21 protein-coding genes and 1 riboswitch are annotated in these 23818 nt (G+C 69.2%); of the genes, 14 read left to right on the top strand and 7 right to left on the bottom strand.

The window, feature by feature from the left end; genetic code table 11:
- Positions 1 to 536 precede the first annotated feature (536 nt).
- Positions 537 to 1223 carry an HAD family hydrolase gene (locus tag MBR110_RS04620; RefSeq protein ID WP_011885955.1) on the top strand — a complete coding sequence of 229 codons (687 nt, stop codon included), beginning with the start codon at positions 537 to 539 and terminating at the stop codon, positions 1221 to 1223.
- 88 nt (positions 1224 to 1311) lie between these two features.
- Here the strand turns inward: MBR110_RS04620 and ribB are convergent, their stop codons facing one another.
- Together ribB and MBR110_RS04610 are read right to left on the bottom strand one after the other, a co-directional pair.
- Positions 1312 to 2022: a 3,4-dihydroxy-2-butanone-4-phosphate synthase gene (gene ribB, locus MBR110_RS04615; protein WP_011885956.1), complete on the bottom strand. Its 711-nt coding sequence runs from the start codon at positions 2020 to 2022 to the stop codon at positions 1312 to 1314.
- 118 nt (positions 2023 to 2140) lie between these two features.
- Positions 2141 to 2289, bottom strand: a riboswitch (FMN riboswitch).
- 164 nt (positions 2290 to 2453) lie between these two features.
- Positions 2454 to 3146, bottom strand: coding sequence for a helix-turn-helix domain-containing protein (locus MBR110_RS04610; protein ID WP_011885957.1), 693 nt, complete (start codon positions 3144 to 3146; stop codon positions 2454 to 2456).
- Positions 3147 to 3550: 404 nt separating this feature from the next.
- Between MBR110_RS04610 and miaB the strand changes: the two genes are divergently transcribed.
- From miaB to lnt, 7 genes are all read left to right on the top strand, one after another.
- On the top strand, positions 3551 to 4924 hold the full coding sequence (gene miaB, locus MBR110_RS04605; protein WP_011885958.1) for a tRNA (N6-isopentenyl adenosine(37)-C2)-methylthiotransferase MiaB: 1374 nt from the start codon (positions 3551 to 3553) through the stop codon (positions 4922 to 4924).
- 33 nt (positions 4925 to 4957) lie between these two features.
- Complete coding sequence (locus tag MBR110_RS04600; RefSeq protein ID WP_011885959.1) at positions 4958 to 6004, top strand: PhoH family protein; 1047 nt, start codon at positions 4958 to 4960, stop codon at positions 6002 to 6004.
- Positions 6005 to 6176: 172 nt separating this feature from the next.
- Positions 6177 to 6953: an rRNA maturation RNase YbeY gene (gene ybeY / locus MBR110_RS04595; RefSeq protein ID WP_041493888.1), complete on the top strand. Its 777-nt coding sequence runs from the start codon at positions 6177 to 6179 to the stop codon at positions 6951 to 6953.
- 14 nt (positions 6954 to 6967) lie between these two features.
- Positions 6968 to 7600 (top strand): gamma-glutamylcyclotransferase, encoded by a 633-nt coding sequence (locus MBR110_RS04590; protein ID WP_011885961.1) that lies wholly within the window; start codon positions 6968 to 6970, stop codon positions 7598 to 7600.
- 70 nt (positions 7601 to 7670) lie between these two features.
- Positions 7671 to 7820 (top strand): hypothetical protein, encoded by a 150-nt coding sequence (locus MBR110_RS04585; protein WP_164716012.1) that lies wholly within the window; start codon positions 7671 to 7673, stop codon positions 7818 to 7820.
- A gap of 305 nt (positions 7821 to 8125) precedes the next feature.
- On the top strand, positions 8126 to 9013 hold the full coding sequence (locus MBR110_RS04580) for an HlyC/CorC family transporter (protein ID WP_011885962.1): 888 nt from the start codon (positions 8126 to 8128) through the stop codon (positions 9011 to 9013).
- Positions 9014 to 9069: 56 nt separating this feature from the next.
- Positions 9070 to 10770: an apolipoprotein N-acyltransferase gene (gene lnt / locus MBR110_RS04575; RefSeq protein ID WP_181709203.1), complete on the top strand. Its 1701-nt coding sequence runs from the start codon at positions 9070 to 9072 to the stop codon at positions 10768 to 10770.
- Positions 10771 to 10884: 114 nt separating this feature from the next.
- Here the strand turns inward: lnt and MBR110_RS04570 are convergent, their stop codons facing one another.
- On the bottom strand, positions 10885 to 12513 hold the full coding sequence (locus tag MBR110_RS04570) for a tetratricopeptide repeat protein (protein WP_181709202.1): 1629 nt from the start codon (positions 12511 to 12513) through the stop codon (positions 10885 to 10887).
- 343 nt (positions 12514 to 12856) lie between these two features.
- Here MBR110_RS04570 and glyQ point away from each other — a divergent pair, with 343 nt between their 5' ends.
- From glyQ to MBR110_RS04545, 5 genes are read left to right on the top strand one after another with little or no spacing between them, the layout of a single operon-like run.
- Positions 12857 to 13861 (top strand): glycine--tRNA ligase subunit alpha, encoded by a 1005-nt coding sequence (gene glyQ, locus MBR110_RS04565; RefSeq protein ID WP_081057394.1) that lies wholly within the window; start codon positions 12857 to 12859, stop codon positions 13859 to 13861.
- A gap of 22 nt (positions 13862 to 13883) precedes the next feature.
- The gene (glyS, locus tag MBR110_RS04560) at positions 13884 to 15983 is read left to right on the top strand and encodes a glycine--tRNA ligase subunit beta (protein WP_011885966.1); all 2100 of its coding nucleotides are present in this window, start codon (positions 13884 to 13886) and stop codon (positions 15981 to 15983) included.
- Positions 15984 to 15992: 9 nt separating this feature from the next.
- On the top strand, positions 15993 to 16556 hold the full coding sequence (gene gmhB, locus MBR110_RS04555) for a D-glycero-beta-D-manno-heptose 1,7-bisphosphate 7-phosphatase (RefSeq protein WP_181709201.1): 564 nt from the start codon (positions 15993 to 15995) through the stop codon (positions 16554 to 16556).
- Between the two features lie 43 nt (positions 16557 to 16599).
- Positions 16600 to 17364 carry a lysophospholipid acyltransferase family protein gene (locus tag MBR110_RS04550; RefSeq protein WP_011885968.1) on the top strand — a complete coding sequence of 255 codons (765 nt, stop codon included), beginning with the start codon at positions 16600 to 16602 and terminating at the stop codon, positions 17362 to 17364.
- A gap of 46 nt (positions 17365 to 17410) precedes the next feature.
- Positions 17411 to 18328, top strand: coding sequence for a M48 family metallopeptidase (locus tag MBR110_RS04545; protein WP_059461506.1), 918 nt, complete (start codon positions 17411 to 17413; stop codon positions 18326 to 18328).
- Positions 18329 to 18433: 105 nt separating this feature from the next.
- On the opposite strand, the gene gloA is transcribed toward MBR110_RS04545, so the two are convergent.
- Positions 18434 to 18823, bottom strand: a complete 390-nt coding sequence (gloA, locus tag MBR110_RS04540; protein WP_011885970.1) for a lactoylglutathione lyase — start codon at positions 18821 to 18823, stop codon at positions 18434 to 18436.
- 416 nt (positions 18824 to 19239) lie between these two features.
- Between gloA and MBR110_RS04535 the strand changes: the two genes are divergently transcribed.
- Positions 19240 to 20175, top strand: a complete 936-nt coding sequence (locus MBR110_RS04535; protein ID WP_011885971.1) for a DMT family transporter — start codon at positions 19240 to 19242, stop codon at positions 20173 to 20175.
- 384 nt (positions 20176 to 20559) lie between these two features.
- On the opposite strand, the gene rsmA is transcribed toward MBR110_RS04535, so the two are convergent.
- From rsmA to MBR110_RS04520, 3 genes are read right to left on the bottom strand one after another with little or no spacing between them, the layout of a single operon-like run.
- On the bottom strand, positions 20560 to 21390 hold the full coding sequence (gene rsmA, locus MBR110_RS04530) for a 16S rRNA (adenine(1518)-N(6)/adenine(1519)-N(6))-dimethyltransferase RsmA (protein ID WP_034192693.1): 831 nt from the start codon (positions 21388 to 21390) through the stop codon (positions 20560 to 20562).
- Between the two features lie 48 nt (positions 21391 to 21438).
- Positions 21439 to 22425, bottom strand: coding sequence for a 4-hydroxythreonine-4-phosphate dehydrogenase PdxA (pdxA, locus tag MBR110_RS04525; RefSeq protein ID WP_011885973.1), 987 nt, complete (start codon positions 22423 to 22425; stop codon positions 21439 to 21441).
- Between the two features lie 11 nt (positions 22426 to 22436).
- A complete protein-coding gene (locus MBR110_RS04520) occupies positions 22437 to 23795 on the bottom strand; it encodes a peptidylprolyl isomerase (RefSeq protein ID WP_011885974.1) in 1359 nt (452 codons plus the stop codon).
- Positions 23796 to 23818: the final 23 nt, after the last annotated feature.

Genomic DNA, 23818 nt, shown 5'->3' with positions numbered 1-23818 from the left:
GGCGGCGGCGGCGGTTGGCGGTTGGCGGTTGGCGGTTTCGAAACGGCGCGCGGCGGCCGCCGTCGCGCGCTTCATGAACTCCTCACGCGGCGTCACGGCGCAGTGCGCCGGTGACGCCCGCTGCTGCCGCCGCTGCCTGCGGCCAGCATCGCCGGTGGCGAACCGCGTCGCGTCACGGCGGTTCCGCATGCTCGTCAACGCGCATCCCGTTCACGCATGCCGACACCCGGCCGAAGCCACCCGCCGCGGCAGCCGTTCATCTACCTCGAAGCCGAATCTGGCCTGCCTCGCGCCCGGCATTGCGAGGGCGAGCCGCGTCGCGCCACGGCGGCCTCGCATGCGCAGCGACGCCAGGCCCGCCCCCGCATGCCGGCACCCAGCCGACGCCGCTCGCCGCAGTCGCCAATCATCTGCACCGAAGCCGAATCTGTCAGCCGCACGCCGCCGGCACATCCCCCAAGCCCGCTGGCCGCATCGCGAAAACACGTATCATGGCGGCACGTTCGGCGTCGCCGACACCCCGCCTCTTCTTCATCATGCTCGATCACCTTATCTGCGACTGCGACGGCGTGCTCGTCGACAGCGAAGTCATCGCCGACCGCGTCCTGTTCGACACGCTGTCCGCCACGTTCCCCCACCTCGATTTCGAAGACGCTGCAAAGTCGGCCTTCGGCCAGCAGACGTCACGCTTTCTCGCGGGGCTCGAAGCGCGGTTCGGGATCAGGATGCCGGAGAACTTCATCGAAACCGTCGAGCACAACATCGAGACCGGTCTCGCGCAATCGCTCGCGCCGATCACCGGCGTGCGCGACGCGTTGATGCAGGTCGGCCTGCCGGCCGCGGTGGTATCGAACAGCCGGCTCGTGCGCGTGCGCAGCTCGCTCAAGCGCGCGGCACTCACCGAGATCTTCGGCGATCGCGTGTTCAGCTCCGAGCAGGTCGCGCGGCCGAAGCCCTACCCCGACGTCTATCTGCATGCGGCGCAGACGCTCGGCGTCGAGCCGACGCGTTGCGTCGTCGTCGAGGACAGCGTGTCGGGACTGAACGCGGCGCGCGCGGCCGGCATGAAGACGATCGCGTTCGTCGGCGCGAGCCACATCCCGGACAACTACGCGGACGCGCTGCGCGCGATGGGCATCACGCGCATCATGCGCCGGATGGACGAACTGCCGGCGCTCGTCGCGGCCGGCGTACGCGGCGAATTCGGCGACGTGCAGTCCTGACGGTTGGCCGCCGCGCGATAAATCGACTGGTGCGCGCGGCTGCGCGCACGCGGTGCGCCGGGCGCAACGACGCGCCCGTGCGCCACGCTCAGGCCGGCTCGCAGCAGCGCTCGCGCGCGGCCGCCAGCGCCTCGCGGAATTCCACGAGTTCGGCGATCGTCAGCATCGGCAGCCCGTGCTGCTGCGCGAAGCGCTCGACGTCGTCGCCGCGCGTCATCGTGCCGTCCGGGTTCATCAGCTCGCACAGCACGCCGGCCGGCCTCAGGCCCGCGAGGATCGACAGATCGATCGTCCCTTCGGTGTGACCGCGGCGCGCGAGCACGCCGCCCGGTTGCGCACGCAACGGGAACACATGGCCGGGGCGGACGATGTCGTACGGCTTCGCATCGTCGGCGATCGCCGCGCGGATCGTCGTCACGCGGTCGGCCGCGGACACGCCGGTATGCACGCCTTCGCGCGCCTCGATCGACACGGTGAACGCGGTGCCGTTGCGGCTCTCGTTGGTCTGCACCATCGGCGGCAGCTCGAGCGCGCGGACCTTGTCGTCGGTCAGGCACAGGCACACGATGCCGCTGCACTCGCGGATCAGCAGCGCCATCGTCTCGGGCGTGATGCGCTCGGCGGCGACGATCAGATCGGCCTCGTTCTCACGATCGTGATCGTCCTGCAACACGACCGCGCGGCCCGCGCGCAACGCGTCGAGCGCGGCGGCGATGCGCGGCGGCACCGGTTCGGATTCGAGCAACGGGAGATCGGCAAAGGCGTCGGCGGGTGCCGACGAAACGGACTTGAAGGACATGTGAAACGCTCCTCGCAATTACGATTTGGGCGAAAAACGTTTCAGGGCATTGCAAACAGACAGAACGACAATCCGCTACGCACGCACGGCGAAGCGGCCCTGACGGACATGACTATCTGCACATCTTCTCTCATCCGGACTATGACCGTCGGCTCTGGCATTCGACCAGATCTGCTGACCCCGCGCAGCTGCGCGGGCGCTCGCGGGCTCGCCGGCTTTCGCCAGCCTACCGCCGGTGGGGAATTTCGCCCCGCCCTGAAGACGCACTGATTGCCGGCCGGGACATCGATCCCGGAACCAGCGGGCAAAGCATACCTCAGCTGCAAACGCCGCGCAGCGAACCGCGGCTATACCCTTACCGGCGACACCGTCTAACGAAGTCGCCGCTACGGCCCGCCGCCCGCCGCGGCAATCGCGGCGTTCGCGCGCAATCAGCCGGCCGCCGAGCCGGCCGCGGCCGCATCGCGCACGTGCCAGCGCGGCGGCGCCTCGGGGCCGACCGTCACGCGGAACGCGCGCGCATCGCTGTCGCCGGGGTTGCGCAGGCTGTACGGCTGGTCGGCGTCGAACACGATCGCGTCGCCGGTCGCGAGCAGCTGGCGACGGTCATGCACGCTGACTTCGAGCGTGCCCTCGCTGACCACCAGATTGATCGTCGTGCCGGGCGCACGCGGCGTGCCAGGCTCCGTATGCAGCGGCGCGATGCGCAGCTCGTGGAACTCGGCCGCGGCCGGTTCGCCTTCCGGATACAGCGCGCGCGCGGAAAAGCGGCCGTTCGAGCTGACGACGCGCACCGCGCGCTCGGCCGCCAGATGCTCGAAGCCGTTCACCGCGTGACGGCGCAGGAAGGCGGCGACCGACACCTTCAGGGCCGCGGCGATCTTGCAGAGAACCTTGATCGACGGCACGCTGCGCGCGGATTCGATCTGCGCGAGCATCGCGCGCGACACGCCGGACAACCGCGCGAGCGCATCGAGAGACAGTTGCCGCTCGGCACGCAGGCGCGCGAGATTCACGCCGACGACGTGCTCGAGCGCGTCGAGCGAAGCGGACGTCCGCGCGCCGGCGGCGTCGCCGGACTCGAACGAAGACACGTCGCGCACCAGCGCCAGGGGTGTAGACATAGCATGACCTCCGGGCCGCGATGCGGCCCTGCAATGGGGTAAGCCGGAATCGGAGTGCGCCATGCACGGCGCGTATCGACACGCTATCACCGGGCCCGGAGCGGGCAAACGAAGTTATCTTCACACCGTTATCAGCAGCGCGGCGCAATGGGTGTTCCGCGCGACGTCTGTGCTCGCCCCTTGCCGGGATGGGGCCAGCAAGGGGCCGGAACGCACCGGCACGGCGGCGCGCGCCCGCAACCGGCCACCGGTCCGGCGGGCCGCGAAAAGCTATAATGGAAAGCTTTCCCGACGGCCTTTCCTGTCCAATGCGCGCCATATCATGCAGCGTGCATGCAGCGCGCGGCCGTCCCGATTCACCCTTGACGACGCCCCCAGGTCAACCACTGCGAACGGCGAACCCCATGACCAAGAAAGTTTACGTAAAGACCTTCGGCTGCCAGATGAACGAGTACGACTCGGACAAGATGGTGGACGTGCTGAATGCGGCCGAAGGCCTCGAGAAGACCGACACGCCCGAAGACGCGGACATCATCCTGTTCAACACGTGCTCGGTGCGCGAGAAGGCGCAGGAAAAGGTGTTCTCCGATCTCGGCCGCGTGCGCGAGCTGAAGGAAGCGAAGCCCGGCCTGCTGATCGGCGTCGGCGGCTGCGTCGCGAGCCAGGAAGGTGCATCGATCGTGTCGCGCGCGCCGTACGTCGACCTCGTGTTCGGCCCGCAAACATTGCACCGCCTGCCGCAGATGATCGACGCGCGCCGCGCGAGCGGCCGCGCGCAGGTCGACATCACGTTCCCCGAGATCGAGAAGTTCGACCATCTGCCGCCCGCGCGCGTCGAAGGCCCGAGCGCGTTCGTGTCGATCATGGAAGGCTGCTCGAAGTACTGCAGCTACTGCGTGGTCCCGTACACGCGCGGCGATGAAGTGTCGCGCCCGCTCGACGACGTGCTGACCGAAGTGGCCGGCCTCGCCGACCAGGGCGTGCGCGAAGTGACGCTGCTCGGCCAAAACGTGAACGCGTACCGCGGCGCGCTGAGCGCCGGCTCGGCCGACATCGCCGATTTCGCGACGCTGATCGAATACGTCGCCGACATTCCGGGCATCGAGCGGATCCGCTACACGACGTCGCATCCGAAGGAGTTCACGCAGCGCCTGATCGACACCTACGCGAAGGTGCCGAAGCTCGTGAGCCACCTGCACCTGCCGGTCCAGCACGGCTCCGACCGGATCCTGATGGCGATGAAGCGCGGCTACACGGTGCTCGAATACAAGTCGGTGATCCGCAAGCTGCGTGCGATCCGCCCCGACCTGTCGCTGTCGACCGACATGATCGTCGGCTTCCCCGGCGAGACCGAAGACGACTTCGACAAGATGATGGCGCTCGTCCACGAGATGAGCTACGACACCAGCTTCTCGTTCATCTACAGCCCGCGGCCCGGCACGCCGGCCGCCAACCTGCACGACGACACGCCGCGCGAGGTCAAGCTCAAACGCCTGCAACATCTGCAGGCGACCATCGAGGAGAACGTCGCGCGCATCAGCCAGTCGATGGTCGGCAAGGTCGAGCGCATTCTCGTCGAAGGCCCGTCGCGCAAGGATCCGAACGAGCTGTCGGGCCGCACCGAGAACAACCGCGTGGTGAACTTCCCGGCGCCGCTCGCATCGCACCCGCGCCTGATCGGCCAGATGATCGACGTGAAGATCAACCATGCGTACCCGCACTCGCTGCGCGGCGAGCTGCTGCTCGTGAGCGACGACGCGAGCGCGGCCACCCACTGACCGACTGACGTTCCACAGGAGCCCGACGCTACTTTGAAGACCGTCCAAGCACTGGAATTCACCGCACCGCGCGACGACAACGCGCGCCTCGCGAACCTCTGCGGCCCGCTCGACGAGAATCTGCGGCAGATCGAACAGGCGCTCGACGTGACGCTCGCGCGGCGCGGCCACCGGATCACGATCCGCGGCCGCGGCGCGAAGCTCGCACTCGCGGCGCTCGAGAACTTCTACAACCGCGCCCGCGATCCGCTGTCGGTCGACGACATCCAGCTCGCGCTGGTCGAAGTGCGTCACACCGCCGGCAACGGCCGGCAGCACACGGTCGACGTGCGCTTTCGCGGCGATCCCGACCATCCGTTCGACGAACCGGCGGCGGCGCTCGACGACGCCGCGCCCGACGAGGAGCCCGCGCCGAAGCTGTACACGCGGCGCGCCGACCTGCGCGGCCGCACGCCCGCGCAGCGCGAATACCTGAAGCAGATCCTGCAGCACGACGTGACGTTCGGCATCGGACCGGCCGGCACGGGCAAGACCTACCTCGCGGTTGCATGCGCGGTCGACGCGCTCGAGCGCGACCAGGTCAAGCGGATCGTGCTGACGCGCCCGGCCGTCGAGGCCGGCGAGCGGCTCGGCTTCCTGCCGGGCGACCTCGCGCAGAAGGTCGACCCGTATCTGCGGCCGCTGTACGACGCGCTGTACGACCTGCTCGGCTTCGACAAGACCGCGAAGATGTTCGAGCGCCAGATGATCGAGATCGCGCCGCTCGCGTACATGCGCGGACGCACGCTGAACCACGCGTTCATCATCCTCGACGAGGCGCAAAACACGACGCCCGAGCAGATGAAGATGTTCCTCACGCGGATCGGCTTCGGCTCGAAGGCCGTCGTCACCGGCGACACGAGCCAGGTCGACCTGCCGCGCGGGCACAAGAGCGGGCTCGTCGAGGCGCAGCAGGTGCTCGGCGACGTGCGCGGGATCGCGCTCACGCGCTTCACGAGCGCGGACGTCGTGCGCCATCCGCTCGTCGCGCGCATCGTCGAGGCGTACGACGACTTCCACGCGCAACACAAGGACGCATGAGGACGCCTGACGACGCGTGACGCTGCTGCGGCGCCCGCGCGCCGCAGCAGCCACCGGCCCGGCCCGCCCGACGGCGCGCCGGGCATTTTTTCACCCGCGTCCGGACGCGGCGCATTCGGGTGCGATCGGCCGTTTGGTGTATCCTCAACGCGTTCCAATCGCCGCCCCAGTCATGAAATCATCCCGTTCTCGCAAGTCCGGGCGCGCGCAGTCTGCCGCGCCAGAATCCCCCCGTGTTTCCCTGTTCGATGCGAAGGGCAAGGCCCGGAGCGTCAACGCGCAAGGGCTGCGAATCGACTTCCCGGACGGCCGCAGCCTGATGTTCGACCTGTCGGGCAGCTCGGGCGACGCGGCCGTCGCGATCGTCGCTCAGCACAACGATCCGACCATGCGCGCGAAGCTCGCGCTGCAGCCCGAGCACTACGACAGCGTGACGCTGCACGTCGGCGCCGAACTCGCGCCGCGCGACGAAGAAATGGATGAAGGCGGCCGCGAACTGGAGTTCGAACTGTCCGTGCAATACGGCGACGAAATCACCGCCGAGCTGCGCAAAACGCTGCCGAAGCGCAAGCTGATCGCCGAATGGATCGAGCCGGCGCTGTTCGCGAGCGCGCAGCTCACCGTGCGCTTCGTCGGCGAGGAAGAAGGCCGCACGCTGAACGCCGGCTATCGCCATAAGGACTATCCGACCAACGTGTTGACGTTCGCCTACGATCCGGCGCCGGACGGCACCGTGATCGGCGATCTGGTGCTGTGCTGCCCGGTCGTCGAAAAGGAAGCGCGCGAGCAGAACAAGCCGCTCGCGGCCCACTACGCGCACCTGCTGGTCCACGGCGCGCTGCACGCGCAAGGCTACGACCACGAGACGAGCGACGCGGACGCCGCCGAAATGGAAGCGCTCGAAATCGACATTCTCGCGAAGCTGGGCTTCCCGAACCCGTACCAGTAAACGCCGTCCGCACCATGCACCACGCCGCGCTGCTGCCGCCCGCCTACCCGCCGTCGATCGGCGAGGGCCGGCTGCTGACGGAAGAGGAACTCGCCGCGTCGCTCGCGCACACGATGCGCGATTGGGACGGCCGGCAAGACCTGTGGCTGTTCGGCTATGGGTCGCTGATCTGGAACCCCGGCCTGCCGACGGTCGCCGCCGTGCGCGGCAAGGTGCACGGCTATCACCGCGGGCTCTATTTGTGGTCGCGCGTGAACCGCGGCACGCCCGAGCATCCGGGCCTCGTGCTCGCGCTCGATCGCGGCGGCTCCTGCGCGGGCATCGCATTCCGGATCGCGGGCCCGACCGCCCAGCCGCATCTCGAGACGCTGTGGAAACGCGAAATGCCGATGGGCTCGTACCGGCCCGCATGGCTGCCGTGCTCGCTCGAGACCGGCGAACGCGTGCAGGCGCTCGCGTTCGTGATGCGCCGCGACGCGCCCACCTACACGGGCAAGCTGCCCGACCCCGTCGTGAAGGCGGTGTTCGACAGCGCGGCGGGCCGCTACGGCACGACGCTCGATTACGTGAGCCGCACCGTCGACGCGCTGCGCGCGAGCGGCATCCCCGATCGCGCGCTGGAAGCGCTGCTCTCGCGATGCCGGTGAGGCGCCGCACGCCGGTCCGCGCCGGGCGAGCGCGCCGCCGCGCCCCTGCATTCGAACCAGGATGGCCACGATGAAACCGTCAACCAGATCGCGCTGCATCGTCGCCGCGCTGCTGATCGCCGCGAGCGTCGCGGTGTCGGGCTGCGGAATGTTCGGCTGCGGCGGCGCCGCGACCAACGGCGCGGCCGCGGGCGGCTGCTCGGCCGGCATGCGCTTCTGACGCGGCGCCCGCCGGGCCGGCGCGACGAAATGCCGCCGCGCGGGCCTCGGGCCTCGGGCCGCCGGCCGCCGGCCGCCGGCCGCTCCCGCTCCCGCCCGGGTATTTTTGCCTTCGCTGCGCTGCCGGCCCTTTCTGAGATAGGATGGACCCGAAGCAGGGCCGCCGTGCCGCGCGCGGTCGAGTCCCGGCCGACGCGCGGGCCGCCCGGCCTGGCCGGACGGCCGGTGACACGGCCGCGCCATGCCCTTGGTGTATCCTTCCCTACTCCGTGACCGCGCGCCCCGGCATGATCCGGGCGCACCACCATGAACGATTCGTATCCCAGTCGTAAGCCAATCGACAAACCGCAAGAAAAGCGCTCGCTGCTCGAGCGCCTGACCGACTTCATCTCGCCCGAGCCGGAATCCCGGACGGAACTGCTGGAAATCCTCCAGGATGCGCACGAACGCAACCTGATCGACGCCGATTCGCTGTCGATGATCGAGGGGGTGTTCCAGGTGTCCGACCTGTGTGCGCGCGACATCATGGTGCCGCGTGCGCAGATGGACGCGATCAACATCACCGACAAGCCCGAAGATTTCATCCCGTTCGTCCTCGAGAAGGCGCACTCGCGCTATCCGGTGTTCGAGGAGAACCGCGACAACGTGATCGGCGTGCTGCTCGCGAAGGATCTGCTGCGCTTTTACGCCGAGGAAGAATTCGACGTGCGCGGCATGCTGCGCCCGGCGGTGTTCATCCCCGAATCGAAGCGCCTGAACGTGCTGCTGCACGACTTCCGCGTGAACCGCAATCATCTGGCGATCGTCGTCGACGAATACGGCGGCGTCGCGGGCCTGATCACGATCGAGGACGTGCTCGAGCAGATCGTCGGCGACATCGAGGACGAATACGACTTCGACGAAGAGGCCGGCAACATCATCTCGGCGCCCGACGGCCGCTACCGCGTGCGCGCGCTCACCGAGATCGAACAGTTCAACGAGACCTTCGGCACCGACTTCCCGGACGACGAGGTCGACACGATCGGCGGGCTGATCACCCATCATTTCGGCCGCGTGCCGCATCGCGGCGAGAAGCTGCAGCTCGGCAACCTCGTGTTCGAGATCCAGCGCGGCGATGCGCGGCAGGTCCACGTGCTGCTGGTGCGCCGCAACCCGCTCGCGAGCCGGCGCGCCGAAACCTCGCACGACGACTGACCTGACCGGCCGCGCCGGCCGCGCCTTCCTCAACCGCTCGCCCTCTTTCGCTTCACATGGACGATCCGATCCCGTCCCGCCCGGCTGGCGGCCTCCTCGCGCCCGCCCCCGGGCGCGCGCTGCCGCGCTGGCACTATCCGGCCGCGCTGCTCGCCGGCGCGGCCAATACGCTCAGCTTCGCGCCGACGCCGCACGGCGGCTGGCTGCAGCTCGCCGTATTCGTCTGGTTCTTCGCGCAGCTCACGCGCACGTCGAGCTGGCGCGGCGCCGCGCTCACCGGCGGCGCATTCGGGTTCGGCAACTTCATCAGCGGCATCTGGTGGCTGTACATCAGCATGCACGTGTACGGCGAGATGGCCGCGCCGCTCGCGGGCGGCGCGCTGGTGCTGTTCGCGCTGTACCTGTCGCTGTACCCGGCGTTTTCGGCCGCGTTGTGGTCGTTTTGCGCGGGCCACGCGTGGCATCGCCGCGCGCCCGACCCGCGGCCGTTCGCGCCGACGTGGCACGGCGCGTTCGCGTTCGCGAGCGCATGGGCGTTCGGCGAATGGCTGCGCGGCACCGTGTTCACCGGCTTTCCGTGGCTCGCGAGCGGTTACGCGCAGGTCGACGGGCCGCTCGCCGGGTTCGCGCCGGTCGTCGGCGTGTACGGGATCGCATGGGTGCTCGCGCTGTTCGCCGCGCTGGCCGTGCAGGCGCTCGTCGCCGCGCGCCGGCCGCGCACCGCCGAGCTTGGTGCTCCCGGCGCTGCACGCGCGCCCGCGATCCGGGCGGCCGCGCCGGCCGTGCTGGCGGTCGCGCTGGCGGCGCTCGGCATCGGGCTGTCGCAGGCGAGCTGGACCGTGCCCGCGAACGCGCCGCTCACGGTGCGGCTGCTGCAGGGCAACGTGAAGCAGGACATCAAGTTCGAGCAGGAAGGCATCGACGCGGCGATCAAGATGTACACGCAGATGATCGTCGAGAAGCCGGCCGACCTGATCGTCACGCCGGAAACCGCGATCGCGGTGATGATCCAGGAGCTGCCCGAGCCGTTCGCCGTCGCGATCCGCAAGTTCAGCGACACGACGGGCTCGGCCGTGCTGTTCGGCGCGGTCGGCGCATCGGTGACGCCGGACGGCCATTACGTCGACTACACGAACAGCCTGTATGGCGTGACGCCGCATTCGCGAGACATTTACCACTACGACAAGCACCATCTGGTCCCGTTCGGCGAGTTCATTCCGTGGGGCTTCCGCTGGTTCGTCGACCTGATGAAGATGCCGCTCGGCGACTTCGCGCGCGGCGCACCGGTGCAGAAGCCGTTCCTCGTTCACAACCAGCCGGTGATGGCCGATATCTGCTACGAGGACTTGTTCGGCGAGGAGATCGCCGCGACGATCCGCGACAACCCGCAGCCGCCCGGCGTGCTCGTCAACGTGACGAACCTCGCGTGGTTCGGCGACACCATCGCGCTCGACCAGCATCTGCAGATCGCCCGCATGCGCGCGCTCGAAACCGGCCGGCCGATGCTGCGCTCGACCAATACCGGGATGACGGCCGCGATCGACGCACGCGGCCGCGTGCTCGGCCAGCTCAAGCCATACACGATCGGCTCGCTCGACGTGCGGATCGAAGGCACCAGCGGCTTCACGCCGTACGTGACGAGCGGCAACGCCGTCGTGCTCGCCGTGTCGCTGATGCTGCTCGCGTTCGGCTTCACGTTCGGGCCGGGGCTGCGCCGCCGCGAGCGGGCGATGCGCGACGGGGGCGGCGACGTGTGAGCGGGGGTTGGTCGCTCGGACCGGCCGGCCCGTCTGATCCCTCAGGCGAGTCGTTCAGGCTGATCGCTCAGGCCAACCGCCAATGCGAGCCGCTACCCAACGACTGCCAGCCGCTCAACCCCGCCCAGCCGCGAGCCCACGCAAATCGCGCGCGAGCGCGTCCATCACCGGCGCCCACGCACCGAACGTCGGCTGCCGGTAGAGCGTCGCGCTCGGATACCACGGGCTGTCGGTGCGATCGAGCAGCCACGGCCAATGCGGATTCACGTCGAGCGCGACCCAGGTGCGCGCGCCGAGCGCGCCCGACAGATGCGCAACCGACGTGCACACCGTGATCACCAGATCGAGCGCGCCGATGAACGCCGCCGTGTCGTCGAAACTCTTCAGCTCGGCGGTAAAGTCCTCGATCGCGAAACCGGCCGCGCGCGCCGCGGCGACATCGGCATCCGCGCCCGGCTGCAGCGAATAAAACGCGACGCCGTCGATGCCGCCGAACGCATCGGCATAGCGCGCGAGCCCGACGCGCCGGAACGGGTTGCGCTGGTGCCCCGCACTGCCCGTCCACACGAGCCCGACCTTCAGCCGCCGCTCGCCCGCGAGCCGCGCGCGCCACGCGTCGCGCGCATGTGGCTCCGCATGCAGGTACGGCACCGACGCGCCGAGCGTCGAAGTCTCCATCCCGAGCATCAACGGCAGGCCGATCAGCGGCACCTCGTAATCGAACGGCGGCAGCGTGTCGACACCGCCGCCGGCGCTGAACGCGTCCACGTGCGCGCCGAGGCTGCGCTGCATCAGCGTGCCCAGCTGCGGAAACGTGTTCCACACGAGCCGGCCGCCTTCGCGGTGCGCGCGCTCGGCGAGCGGCGCGACGAAGCGCGCGAACTGCAGCACGTCGCCGAGCCCCTGCTCGCCCCAGACGAGCAAGGTCTCGCCGGCGAGCGGCTCGCCCTGCCAACGCGGGCCCGGCAGCGCCGGGCGGCGGCCGCGCAGCTCGCCGGCGCCGTCCCAGCGCGCCTCGTGGCCGCGCCAGCCGGCCGCGTAATTGCCGCGCACGAGCTGGATGATCGCGAGGTTGAAACGGAACGATGCGTCGTCGGGCGCGAGTTCGCACGCACGCGTCGCGTAGCGCTCGGCGTCGTCCCAGCGCTGCGCCTCCTTCATCGCCATCGCGATGTTGTTCAGCGCGAGCGCGTTGTCGGGCGCGATCTCCGCGAGCCGCGCCGCGGATGCGAGCGCGCCGTCGAGGTCGAGCGCCGCGAGCCGCGCGACGACCAGGTTGATCCACGCCTGCACGTCGTACGGATCGGCCTCGACGGCCGCGTCGAGCAGCGCGATTTCCTCGTTGCGATCGCCGCCCGACAGCCGCAGCGCGATCGCGAGGTTGTTGCGCAGCGACGGCCAGCGCGGATCGAGCGCATAGGCCGCGCGGTACGGCGCGACCGCGTCCGCGTGACGGCCGGCCATCTGCAGCGCGTAGCCGTGGTTGAACAGCGCCGCGACACCGGGATGCACGCGCGCCGCGCATTCGGCCAGCGCGAGCGCGTCGGCGATGCGCTGCCGCGCGACGAGCGTCGTGGTCAGCTGCGCGAGCGCCGCGCTATCGGCTGCGTGCAGCTGGCCGGCCGCGGCCAGCCACAGTGCGTGCACATCGGCATCGCCGCGCGCACGCGCGTCGGCGGCGTGGCCGAGCAGCGCGAGCAGCGGCGGCAGCAGCGGAATCAGGAGTTCGTTCGAGTCTTGCATGCGATCGGGATAGGCGAGCGGTCCTGCGGCGAGCGCCGCAATACGCGCATCTTAACGCCCGCACGCCGTCGCGTAGCGGCGCGCAACGCCGCGCGGAAGCCGGCGCGGCATGCGCGTCGCGACACCGCACGACCGCGCGCGCCGCGCGTGTCGACACGCCGCGCCCGGCGCGCCGGAACCCCGCCGGCAGCGCATCGGCGGCGTTCCGGCCGCATCCGCTCGCCGATCCGGTAAAATTGCACGTTTCAGCACACTAACAAGCCGCGCCGCCGCGCGAGCCGACCCTCCGGGCGTTGCCCGGAGCGCCGCCCGCAACGGAGCGCCAGCGCCACGAAGGCTCTTCATGCTTACGTTTCAGCAAATCATCCTGACGCTGCAGTCCTACTGGGACAAGCAGGGTTGCGCTCTGCTCCAGCCCATCGACATGGAAGTCGGCGCGGGCACGTCGCACGTCCACACGTTCCTGCGCGCGGTCGGCCCCGAGCCGTGGCGCGCCGCCTACGTGCAGCCGTCGCGCCGCCCGAAGGACGGCCGCTACGGCGAGAACCCGAACCGCCTGCAGCATTACTACCAGTACCAGGTCGTGCTGAAGCCGGCGCCGGAAAACATCCTCGATCTCTACCTCGGCTCGCTGGAAGCGCTCGGCTTCGACCTGCAGCAGAACGACGTCCGCTTCGTCGAGGACGACTGGGAGAACCCGACGCTCGGCGCGTGGGGCCTCGGCTGGGAAGTGTGGCTGAACGGGATGGAAGTCACGCAGTTCACGTATTTCCAGCAGGTCGGCGGCCTCGACTGCAAGCCGGTGCTCGGCGAGATCACCTACGGCCTCGAACGCCTCGCGATGTACCTGCAGAAGGTCGAGAACGTGTACGACCTCGTGTGGACCGAATGGGAGGAGCAAGGCCCGAACGGCCCCGAGCTGCGCCGCCTGTCGTACGGCGACGTGTACCACCAGAACGAGGTCGAGCAGTCGACCTACAACTTCGAGCACGCGAACGTCGATCTGCTGTTCACGTTCTTCAGCAGCTACGAAGCGGAAGCGAAGAAGATGATCGACGCGCAGCTCGCGCTGCCCGCGTACGAGCTCGTGCTGAAGGCCGGTCACACGTTCAACCTGCTCGACGCGCGCGGCGCGATTTCGGTCACCGAACGTGCGGCGTACATCGGCCGCATCCGCGCGCTGTCGCGTCTCGTCGCGCAGGCTTACTACAACTCGCGCGAGAAGCTCGGCTTCCCGATGCTCGGCAATCCGCCGGGCGTGCCGGGCCTCACCACCGACGCCCAGGACGCCGCGCAGCCGGCATGGGCGCCGCCGCTGAAGGTCGAACGCAAGATCGATCAGGACTGACGAGACGAGACTCATTCAAGACATGACGCATAACCATCCCGCCCCCCTGCTCGTCGAACTGCTGACCGAAGAGCTGCCGCCGAAGGCCCTCGCGCGCCTCGGCGACGCATTCGCCGAAGGTCTCGCGCAACGCCTCGCGGCGCGCGACCTCGTCGAAGGCGAACTCGTGTTCGAACGCTACGCGACGCCGCGCCGCCTCGCGGTGGTCGTGCAGAACGTGCGCGCCGTCGCGCCGGACCGGCAGGTCCGCGAAAAAGTGCTGCCCGTGTCGGTCGCGCTCGACGCCGAAGGCAAGCCGACCGCCCCGCTCGCGAAGAAGCTCGCGGCGCTCGGCCACCCGGACCTGACGATCGCCGAGCTCGAGCGCGCGCACGACGGCAAGGCCGAGGCGTTCTTCGTCAACTACTCGGCGGCCGGCGCGACGCTCGCCGACGGCCTGCAGGCCGCGCTCGACGAAACGCTCGAGAAGCTGCCGATTCCGAAGGTCATGACCTATCAGCGCCCGGACGGCACGGACGTCAAGTTCGTGCGCCCGGTGCATCGCCTGACCGTGCTGCACGACGATCGCGTCGTGCCGGTGGCCGCGTTCGGCGTCGACGCCGGCGACACCACGCTCGGCCATCGCTTCCTGTCCGACGGCCTCGTCGCGATCCAGCATGCGCGCGCGTATGCGGACACGCTGCGCGACAAGGGCCGCGTGATCGCGCATTTCGCCGATCGCCGCGAGACGATCCGCACGCAACTGAACGAGCACGCGAACGGCGACACGGTCGTGATGCCCGACGCGCTGCTCGACGAAGTGACGTCGCTGGTCGAATGGCCGGTCGTCTATCCGTGCCGCTTCGAGGACGAATTCCTGCAGGTGCCGCAGGAATGCCTGATCCTCACGATGCAGACGAACCAGAAGTACTTCGCGCTGACCGATATCGCCGGCAAGCTGCGCTCGCGCTTCCTGATCGTGTCGAACATCGAGACGAAGACGCCCGGTGAAATCATCGAAGGCAACGAGCGCGTCGTGCGCCCGCGCCTGGCCGACGCGAAGTTCTTCTTCGAGCAGGACAAGAAGAAGCCGCTCGCCGAGCGCGTCCCGCTGCTCGCGAACGTCGTCTATCACAACAAGCTCGGCTCGGCGCTCGCGCGCGTCGAGCGCCTCGAGGCGCTGGCCGGCGAGATCGCGCCCGCGATCGGCGCGGACGTCGCGCATGCGAAGCGTGCCGCGCGCCTCGCGAAGGCCGACCTGCTGACCGACATGGTCGGCGAGTTCCCGGAGCTGCAGGGCACGATGGGCACCTACTACGCGCGCCACGACGGCGAGCCCGACGACGTCGCGCTCGCGTGCGCGGAGCACTACCAGCCGCGCTTCTCGGGCGACGCGCTGCCGACCACGCCGGTGTCCACCGCCGTCGCGCTGGCCGACAAGCTCGAGACGATCGTCGGCATCTGGGGCATCGGCCTCGCGCCGACCGGCGAGAAGGACCCGTTCGCGCTGCGCCGCCACGCGCTCGGCGTGCTGCGCCTGCTGCTCGAGAAGCAGCTGCCGCTCGATCTCGTGTCGCTGCTGCGCACCGCGCATGCGCGCTTCGAGCAGGTGCCGGGCGTCGCCGAAGCGACGGACGCGATCTTCGCGTTCTTCATGGACCGCCTGCGCGGCCTGCTGCGCGAACGCGGCTACACGGCCGGCGAAGTCGACGCGGTGCTGAGCCTGAATCCGACGCGCGTCGACGATCTCGTCGCGCGCCTCGACGCGGTGCGCGAATTCACGCGCCTCGCGGAAGCCGAAGCGCTCGCGGCCGCCAACAAGCGGATCTCGAACATCCTGAAGAAGTCGGAAGGCGGCGTGAACGGCGCGGTCCAGCCGGCGCTGCTCGTCGAGGCCGCGGAGAAGGCGCTGCACGAGCAACTCGCCGCGGTCACGCCGCACGTGCAGTCGCAGCTCGACGCGCGGGCGTACACGGGCGCGCTGTCGGCGCTCGCCGCGCTGCGCGCGCCCGTCGACACGTTCTTCAACGACGTGATGGTCAACGCGGAAGATCCGGCGCTGCGCGCGAACCGTCTCGCGCTGCTGTTCGCGCTGCATCAGCAGATGAACTGCGTCGCCGACATCTCGAAGCTCGCCGCTTAAGGCCCGACGATGCCGACCAGCCCCAACCGCAAGCTCGTCGTCCTCGACCGGGACGGCGTGATCAACGTCGATTCGGATGCGTTCATCAAGACGCCCGACGAGTGGGTCGCGCTGCCCGGCAGCCTCGAGGCGATCGCGCGGCTCAATCACGCGGGCTACCGCGTGGTGGTCGCGACCAACCAGTCCGGCATCGGCCGCGGGCTGTTCGACATGGCCGCGCTCAACGCGATGCATCTGAAGATGCATCGCGCGGCGGCCGCGGTCGGCGCGCGCATCGACGCGGTGTTCTTCTGCCCGCATACGGCCGAGGACCAGTGCGACTGCCGCAAGCCGAAGCCCGGCATGATGCAGATGATCGCCGAGCGCTTCGAGATCGATCCGGGTCACACGCCGGCAGTCGGCGATTCGCTGCGCGATCTGCAGGCCGGCGTCGCGTCCGGCTTCCGGCCGCACCTGGTGCTGACCGGCAAGGGCAAGAAGACGCTCGCCGCCGGCAACCTGCCGGCCGGCACGAAGGTCCACGACGATCTGCGCGCGTTCGCGCTCGACTTCCTTTCACACGAACACGAGTGATGCGGCGGCCGCGCGCATCCTCCCTACTGTCAGACCCACGCCGATGCGCTTCGTCCGCTCCCTGCTGCTGCTGATCTACTTCATCCTGTACACGGTGCCGTACGCCACCGCGTGCTTCATCGCCTTTCCGTTCATGCGCCCCGACGCCCGCTACTGGATGGCGGCCGGCTGGTGCAAGTCGACGCTGTGGGTCGTGCGCTGGCTGAACGGAATCCGCTACCGGATCGAAGGGATGGAGAACCTGCCCGACGGGCCGGCCGTGCTGCTGTCGAAGCACCAGTCCGCGTGGGAAACGCTCGCGTTTCCGGCGCTGATGCCGAAGCCGCTCTGCTACGTGTTCAAGCGCGAGCTGCTGTACGTGCCGTTCTTCGGCTGGGCGCTCGGGCTGCTGCACATGGTCAACATCAACCGCAAGGAAGGCAAGAACGCGTTCGTGTCGGTGATCCGCCAGGGCAAGAAGCGCCTGTCCGAAGGCGCGTGGATGATCATGTTTCCGGAAGGCACGCGCACGCCGGTCGGCAAGCAGGGCAAGTACAAGACGGGCGGCGCGCGCTTCGCGATCGAGACCGGCACGCCGGTCGTGCCGATCGCGCACAACGCGGGTCGCGTGTGGCCGCGCAACTCGTTCACGAAATTTCCGGGCGTCGTCACGGTGTCGATCGGCAAACCGATTCCGGTCGAAGGCAAGACGCCCGACGTATTGAACTCGCAGGTCGAAGCCTGGATCGAAGCGGAAATGCGCCGCATCGATCCCGATGCCTATCGGCAGGCGGGCAATGCCGGCACGCGCGATGCCGCGCGCGTCTGACTCCCGCGGACTGCAGCCGTTGCGTACGACGAAACGAAGCGAACTGATGAAGAAGCGTCCGCGGCCACGGCCTGCCGTCGTGGCCCTCGATCATCGCCAGATGGACCTGCCGCTGTTCGACGGGCCGGCAGCCGCGTCGCCCGCGCCGGCTACACCTGCCACGCCCGCTCCCGCCACCGCACCGCCGGCCACGCCCGCGGCCGGCGCGCCTGCCGCGCCGCTCGATCCGGGGCCTGCGCGCGATCGCTCGCGCGTGCGCACGTTCGCGATCGACAGCCGCGTGCTCGAATATCGGCTCAAGCGCTCGGCGCGCCGCACGATCGGCTTCACGATCGACGGCAGCGGCCTGTCGATCACCGCGCCGCGCTGGGTCACGCTCACCGACATCGAAGCGGCGATCGCCGAAAAGCAGCGCTGGATCTTCGCGAAGCTCGCCGAGTGGAAGACCCGCACCGAACAGCGGGCGCTGCCGCAGATCGACTGGCGCGACGGCGCGCAACTCCCGTATCTCGGCAAGACAGTGACGATCGCGCTCGGCGCGAGCGCCGTCGCCTTCGATACCGACACGCTGCGGCTGTCGCTGCCGCTGCCCGCGCAGGCCGACATGCAGCAGATCAAGGACCGCGTGCAGGGCTGGCTGCAAGGCGAAGCGAAGCGGATCTTCGGCGAGCGCCTCGCCGTCTATGCGCAAAGGCTCGGCGTCACGTATTCGACCTACGCGCTGTCGTCGGCTGCGACGCGCTGGGGCAGCTGCTCGAGCGACGGCAGGATCCGGCTGAACTGGCGGCTGATCCACTTCCCGATGTCGATCATCGACTACGTCGTCGCGCACGAGCTGTCGCATCTGCGCGAAATGAACCACAGCCCGGCGTTCTGGCAGACCGTCGAATCGATCTTCCCCGAATTCCGCGAAGCGCGGCACACGCTCAAGCATCATCCGCCCGAGCTGCTGCCGTCGCTGTAACGCCGAGCTTCGCACCGCGAAGCGAAACGGGCGATGCGCAACCTGCGGCATCGCCCGTTTTTCATTGCGCGCGGCGCGCAGCGTGCGCCGCGACGCGCACCGCGCTCAGTGCGCCTTCTTCTGGATGAACTCGATCTTGTAGCCGTCCGGATCCTCGACGAACGCGATCACGGTCGTGCCGTGCTTCATCGGGCCCGCTTCGCGCGTGACCTTGCCGCCCTGCGCCTTGATCTTCTCGCAAGCCGCGTACGCATCGTCGACTTCCACCGCAAGATGGCCGAAGCCGTTGCCGAGATCGTAGGACGGCGTATCCCAGTTGTGGGTCAGCTCGAGCACGGTGCCCGTGCTTTCCGCTTCGTAGCCGACGAATGCGAGCGTGAACCGGCCTTCCGGATAATCGTCGCGACGCAGCAGCTTCATGCCGAGCAATTCGGTGTAGAACTTGATCGAGCGGTCGAGATCGCCGACTCGCAGCATCGTATGCAGCAAACGCATCTGTGTACTCCTGTGGGGACTTTCCGGAACCGGAAATTCTACCGGAGACGGGTGAATCCCGCCGGGGGTGGAGGCGCGGGGTTGGGGGTGGTTTGCGGGCGGTGCTGTCACGGTTCCGGGGCGATCGGGCGGGATTTTGGGCGGCGTTCGGACGTGCTTGAGACCATCACCCGACCGCCTGCGCCCACGCGCGGACCGGCACCGCTCCGCCGGAGGCTCGCCGGCAAGTCCATCGATCGGGTAACATCGTCGCACGTCGCACCAAACGTGGGCATCCGCCCGCCGCCGGCCCGCGCCGCCTCTTCCCATTCAGCCACATTGCCCGCCGTGCGAAATCGCCAACTCGTTCGCCAACAACGCGCCGTCTGCCCGTCTCGTTCGCTGCCCGTCCTGCGTCACGCCGGCGAGGTCCGCCGATGAGCGCGCTCGCCGCATCGCCGACGCGCGGCGCGCTGGACGCACGCGCGGTCGGCGTGATGCTGCTGCTGTGCGCGATCTGGGGCTTCCAGCAAGTCGCCATCAAGAGCACCAACGCCGCGATTGCGCCGATGTTCCAGGCCGGGCTGCGCTCGGTGATCGCCGCGCTGCTGCTATGGGGCTGGGCACGCTCGCGCGGCACGCCGTTGTTCCGCGCGGACGGCACGCTCGGGCCCGGCATCGCGGCCGGCGCGCTATTCGCCGGCGAGTTCGTTTGTGTGTTCTTCGGGCTGACGCTGACGAGCGCGTCGCACATGGCGATCTTCCTGTACACCGCGCCGTGCTTCACGGCCCTCGGCCTGCATCTGTTCGCGCCCGGCGAGCGGCTGCAGCGGATACAGTGGGCCGGCGTCGGCCTCGCGTTCGCCGGCATCGCGCTCGCGTTCGCGGACGGCTTCCTGAAACCGCGCGCGCCAGGCACGTCGGTGCTCGCGGGGCTGGCCGGCGATGCACTCGGCATTCTCGGCGGCGCGATGTGGGCCGCGACGACGGTCGTCGTGCGCTCGACGTCGCTCGCCCGCGTCAGCGCCAGCAAGACGCTGTTCTACCAGCTCGCGGTGTCGGCTGCCGTGCTGCTCGCGCTCGCCGCGCTGCTCGGCCAGATCTCGTTCGCGCGCGTCACACCGCTCGCGCTCGCGAGCCTCGCGTATCAGTCGGTGATCGTCGCGTTCGTCAGCTATCTGTCGTGGTTCTGGCTGCTGACCCGCTACAGCGCGTCGCGGCTGTCGGTGTTCACGTTCCTGTCGCCGCTGTTCGGCGTCGCGTTCGGCGTGCTGCTGCTCGGCGAATCGGTCGGCTGGCGCTTCATGTCGGCCGCGGCGCTCGTGCTGACGGGCATCGCGCTGGTCAACGCACCGGCGCGTCGGCGCGCGTAGCGGGGCGCGGCGGCACGCCGGAGGGGTCAAGGGCGCGGGTCGCGCTAATCGCGCCGGTCGCGATGAAGGCGACGACCACGACCACGACTGGGACTGGGACTGGGACTGGGACTGGGACTGGGACTGGGACTGGGACTGGGACTGAGACTGGGACTGGGACTGCAACGGTAGCCTCAGCCGCATCGGCATCGGCATCGGCATCCGGAGCATCAACCTCAACAGCAGCCGCGACCACATCCACCTCCGCAAACGCCGCCACTACCGCACCCGCATCCACAACTGCATCGGCAGCCGCATCCGCCACGGCCCCCAAAAACAAAAAGGCCACCCTCAAAGGCAGCCTTCCGAACCCCGAACCCGCGCACGGTCGCCCGTGCGCTTGCGTCACTGCGCGACGTTGCGCGCGCGGGCAAGCGCCTGCGCGACGCCGACATATTCGGCCACGCTCACGTCCTCCGCGCGCCGCGCCAGATCGAAGCCGAGCGCGTCGAAATCGATCGTGTCGCGATACTCGCCGAGCGTGTTGCGCAGCATCTTGCGGCGCTGCGAGAACGCGGCCGTGACGAGTTCGCCGAGCAGCACCGGATCGACGTCCGGCAGTTCGTGCGGTGCGTACGGAATCATCCGCACGATCGCCGAATCGACCTTCGGCGGCGGCTGGAACGATTCCGGCGGCACATCGAGCATCTTGTCCATCACGTAGCGGTACTGCAGCATCACCGACAACCGCGAGAACGCCTTCGTGCCCGGCTCCGCGACCATCCGCTCGACCACTTCGTTCTGCAGCATGAAATGCTGGTCGATCACGACAGGCGCGAACGTCATCAGATGGAACAGCAGCGGGCTCGAAATGTTGTACGGCAGGTTGCCGACGATTCGCAGCGACGGCGCGTCGCCCGGCGCCGCGAGCGAGCCGAAGTCGAACGCGAGCGCATCGCCCGCGTGCAGTTCGAGCAGCGCGCCGAAGCGCTGCTGCAAGCGCCCGATCAGGTCGCGGTCGAGCTCGACTGCGTGCAGCGGCGACTCCGGCGTGGCGACGCGCGCGATCAGCGGCTCGGTCAGCGCGCCGAGGCCCGGGCCGATCTCGACCATCCGCTGGCCGCGCACGGGGCCGATCGTCGCGACGATCGAGTCGATCACACCGTGATCGACGAGGAAGTTCTGCCCGAAGCGCTTGCGCGCGAAGTGGCCTTGGTGCTGTCTGCTGTTCGACATCGACTGAGAAAAACCAAAAATGCGACGAATGAGGTGGAACTGCGCGCGTCAGGATGCGCGGCGATGGCGCGCCATCGTGACGGCCGTGTCGAGCGCCGCGACCATGCTGCCCGGATCGGCGCGGCCGGTGCCGGCCAGATCCAGAGCGGTGCCATGATCGACCGACGTGCGGATGATCGGCAGCCCGAGCGTGACGTTGATGCCCTCGCCGAAGGTCGCATACTTCAGCACGGGCAGGCCCTGATCGTGGAACATCGCCAGCACGCAATCGGCGCCGGCCAGATAGCGCGGCTGGAACAGCGTGTCGGCCGGATACGGGCCGCGCGCATCGATGCCGCGCTCGCTCGCGCGGGCCAGCGCCGGCGCGATCACGTCGATCTCCTCGCGGCCGAGATAGCCGTTCTCCCCAGCGTGCGGGTTCAGCCCCGTCACGAGGATGCGCGGCGCCGCGAGACCGAAGTCGCGCCGCAGGTCGCGATCGATGATCGCGAGCGTGTCGACGAGCCCGTCGATCGTCAGCGCGGCCGACACGTCCTTCAGCGGCAGATGCGTGGTCGCGAGCGCGACGCGCAGCGGCCGCTCGCCGGTACCGGCCAGCATCATCACGACGCGCGGCGTGTGCGTGCGTTCGGCCAGGTATTCGGTATGGCCGGTGAACGGTACGCCGGCATCGTTGATGGTGCTCTTTTGCAGCGGGGCCGTGACGATCGCGTCGTAGCGGCCGGCCAGCGCGCCGTCGATCGCCGCATCGAGCAGCGCGAGCACGTAGCGGCCGTTGGCCGCGTCCAGCGTGCCCGCGTGCGCGGGCGCCGCGAGCGGATGATGTTGCACCGACACCGGGCCGCCCGCGAGCACCGCACGGTCGGCGCCGACGGCAGCCGCGCGTGCGTCGAGCAGCGCGGCGTCGCCGAGCACGGTGAACTGCGCGTCCGGCCAGCGCCGCGCGGCATCCTGCAACGCCTGCACGGTCAGCTCAGGGCCGACGCCCGCGGGCTCGCCAGTCGTGATCGCGATCTGCAACGCGGCTGCCGTCATCTGAAGCTCGCTCAGTTCGCCGGCCCGACGCCGTCGATCTTGTACTGCACGTACGACGAGTCGCGCAGCTCGCGCAGCCAGTCGGCATATGCCTGCTCGGCCTTGCGCTGGCCGATCGCCTGGCGGGCGATGTCCATCTGCTGCTGCACCGACCCTTCGGCCTCGCGCCGGTCGATCACCTGGATCAGGTGATAGCCGTACTCGGTGCGCACCGGCTGGCTGATCTGGCCGTCCTGCAGGTTGTTCATCGCGCGCTCGAATTCCGGCACGGTCTCGCCCGGGCTGATCCAGCCGAGATCGCCGCCCTGCGACGCCGACCCGTCCTGCGAGTAAGTGCGCGCGAACTTCGCGAAATCGCCGCCGGCCTCGACCTGCTTGCGGATGTCGAGCAGCTGCTGGCGCGCCTGGTTTTCCGACTTGCCTTCGCCGACGCGCAGCAGGATGTGGCGCACGTGCGTCTGCACGATCTTCGGCGCCGCCGCGCTCGCGCCCTGGCTCTGGCGGCGATCGACCAGCCGGATGATCTCGAAGCCGTCCGGCACGCGGATCAGCGTCGGATTGACTTGGCCGGGACGCAGCTTCGACGCGGCCGCGACGACGTCAGGCGGCAGCGTGCTCGGTGCCTTGAAGCCGAGGTCGCCGCCCTTCTTCGCGTCGTTCGCTTCCGAATTGTTGCGTGCGAGCTTCTCGAAATCGGCGCCCGACGTCGCTTGCTGCAGCAGCGCCTCGGCCTTCTTCTGCGCGGCTTCGATGTCGGCTTGCGGCGCGTTGGTGGGCGCCTTGATGAAGATGTGCTGGAAGCGCAGATCCTGCTGCTGCGACGCGTTCGGCCCGCGCTGGCTCGCGATGTAGTTCGCGACCTCGGCGTCCGACACGGTGATCTTGCCGTCGACCTCGCGCTCGCGCAGCTTCGACAGCATCAGCTCGGTGCGCGCATCGCTCGTGAAGACGCTCCACGGCACGCCTTGCGCCTCCAGGCGCGCGCGATACTGGTCGAGCGTCATGCCGTTCGCCTGTGCGAGGCGCTGCAGCGTGGACTGCACGGTGGCGTCGTCGATGCGGATGCCGTCGTCCTTCGCCTTCTGCACCTGGATGCGCTCGAGCACCATCTGGTTCAGCACCTGCGCACGCAACTGTTCGGCCGGCGGCACGGGCGCGTTCTGCTGCTGCAGCCGGCGCGCGATCAGGCCGACCCGCTGGTCGAGTTCGCGGCCCGTGATCACGTCGTTGTTGACGACCGCGACGACTTCGTCGGTCAGTTGCGCGCCTTGCGAACCGAGCGCCTGCGCCGCGGCCGGCGCAGCGGCGAGCAGCGCGGCGGACGCGGCGAGGCTGGACACGACTGCCGCGAAACGAAGGGTTTTCTTCATTGCCACTGATACTCCATTGAAAG

Source organism: Burkholderia sp. MBR-1 (assembly GCF_013822785.1).
Taxonomy (GTDB): Bacteria; Pseudomonadota; Gammaproteobacteria; order Burkholderiales; family Burkholderiaceae; genus Burkholderia; species Burkholderia vietnamiensis.
This window is presented reverse-complemented; position numbering and strand designations above follow the sequence as displayed.

Bases quoted from the DNA above. Each gene is read 5' to 3' on its own strand.
- gmhB (WP_181709201.1), top strand. From the start codon at position 15,993: ATGCCGACCAGCCCCAACCGCAAGCTCGTCGTCCTCGACCGGGACGGC.
- glyS (WP_011885966.1), top strand. From the start codon at position 13,884: ATGACGCATAACCATCCCGCCCCCCTGCTCGTCGAACTGCTGACCGAA.
- pdxA (WP_011885973.1), bottom strand. From the start codon at position 22,425: ATGACGGCAGCCGCGTTGCAGATCGCGATCACGACTGGCGAGCCCGCG.
- MBR110_RS04610 (WP_011885957.1), bottom strand. From the start codon at position 3,146: ATGTCTACACCCCTGGCGCTGGTGCGCGACGTGTCTTCGTTCGAGTCC.
- MBR110_RS04580 (WP_011885962.1), top strand. From the start codon at position 8,126: ATGAACGATTCGTATCCCAGTCGTAAGCCAATCGACAAACCGCAAGAA.
- ybeY (WP_041493888.1), top strand. From the start codon at position 6,177: ATGAAATCATCCCGTTCTCGCAAGTCCGGGCGCGCGCAGTCTGCCGCG.
- MBR110_RS04550 (WP_011885968.1), top strand. From the start codon at position 16,600: ATGCGCTTCGTCCGCTCCCTGCTGCTGCTGATCTACTTCATCCTGTAC.
- MBR110_RS04535 (WP_011885971.1), top strand. From the start codon at position 19,240: ATGAGCGCGCTCGCCGCATCGCCGACGCGCGGCGCGCTGGACGCACGC.
- MBR110_RS04620 (WP_011885955.1), top strand. From the start codon at position 537: ATGCTCGATCACCTTATCTGCGACTGCGACGGCGTGCTCGTCGACAGC.
- MBR110_RS04520 (WP_011885974.1), bottom strand. From the start codon at position 23,795: ATGAAGAAAACCCTTCGTTTCGCGGCAGTCGTGTCCAGCCTCGCCGCG.
- glyQ (WP_081057394.1), top strand. From the start codon at position 12,857: ATGCTTACGTTTCAGCAAATCATCCTGACGCTGCAGTCCTACTGGGAC.
- gloA (WP_011885970.1), bottom strand. From the start codon at position 18,823: ATGCGTTTGCTGCATACGATGCTGCGAGTCGGCGATCTCGACCGCTCG.
- lnt (WP_181709203.1), top strand. From the start codon at position 9,070: ATGGACGATCCGATCCCGTCCCGCCCGGCTGGCGGCCTCCTCGCGCCC.
- miaB (WP_011885958.1), top strand. From the start codon at position 3,551: ATGACCAAGAAAGTTTACGTAAAGACCTTCGGCTGCCAGATGAACGAG.
- rsmA (WP_034192693.1), bottom strand. From the start codon at position 21,390: ATGTCGAACAGCAGACAGCACCAAGGCCACTTCGCGCGCAAGCGCTTC.
- MBR110_RS04545 (WP_059461506.1), top strand. From the start codon at position 17,411: ATGAAGAAGCGTCCGCGGCCACGGCCTGCCGTCGTGGCCCTCGATCAT.
- ribB (WP_011885956.1), bottom strand. From the start codon at position 2,022: ATGTCCTTCAAGTCCGTTTCGTCGGCACCCGCCGACGCCTTTGCCGAT.
- MBR110_RS04585 (WP_164716012.1), top strand. From the start codon at position 7,671: ATGAAACCGTCAACCAGATCGCGCTGCATCGTCGCCGCGCTGCTGATC.
- MBR110_RS04570 (WP_181709202.1), bottom strand. From the start codon at position 12,513: ATGCAAGACTCGAACGAACTCCTGATTCCGCTGCTGCCGCCGCTGCTC.
- MBR110_RS04590 (WP_011885961.1), top strand. From the start codon at position 6,968: ATGCACCACGCCGCGCTGCTGCCGCCCGCCTACCCGCCGTCGATCGGC.